1 protein-coding gene is annotated in these 759 nt (G+C 35.4%); it reads left to right on the top strand.

All coding sequences use genetic code 11. The features are described 5' to 3' along the window. Positions 1–48 precede the first annotated feature (48 nt). On the top strand, positions 49–759 hold a 711-nt coding region (locus tag IEZ04_RS36335; protein WP_229821492.1), incomplete at its 3' end, for a Ycf2 family protein.

Raw genomic sequence — 759 nt, 5'->3', positions numbered from 1 at the left:
GGATACACGTTACACCACGATTTTGAATCAGAAGAGAGATTTCAAGAAATGGCAGATCTATTCACTCTATCAATAACCGAGCCGGATCTGGTGTATCATAAGGGATTTGCCTTTTCTATTGATTCCTACGGATTGGATCAAAAACAATTCTTGAATGAGGTATTCAACTCCAGGGATGAATCGAAAAAGAAATATTTATTGGTTCTACCTCCTATTTTTTATGAAGAGAATGAATCCTTTTATCGAAGGATCAGAAAAAAATGGGTCCGGACCTCCTGCGGGAATGATTTGGAAGATCCAAAACCAAAAAGAGTGGTATTTGCTAGCAACAACATAATGGAGGCAGTCAATCAATATAGATTGATCCGAAATCTGATTCAAATCCAATATAACACCTGTGGGTACATAATAAATGTATTGAATCGATTCTTTTTAATGAATAGATCCGATCGCAACTTCGAATATGGAATTCAAAGGGATCAAATAGGAAATGATACTCTGAATCATAGAACTATAATGAAATATACGATCAACCAACATTTATCAAATTTGAAAAAGAGCCAGAAGAAATGGTTCGATCCTCGTATTTTTATTTCTCGAACCGAGAGATCTATGAATCGGGATCCTAATGCATATAGATACAAATGGTCCAATGGGAGCAAGAATTTCCAGGAACATTTGGAACATTTCATTTCTGAACAGAAGAGCCGTTTTCATTTTCAAGTAGTGTTCGATCGATTACGTATTAATCAATATTCG

Source organism: Streptomyces ruber, from assembly GCF_014648075.1.
Classification (GTDB): domain Bacteria; phylum Actinomycetota; class Actinomycetes; order Streptomycetales; family Streptomycetaceae; genus Streptomyces; species Streptomyces ruber.
The sequence above is the reverse complement of the archived record's forward strand: the minus strand, read 5'-3'. Positions and strand labels throughout refer to the sequence as shown.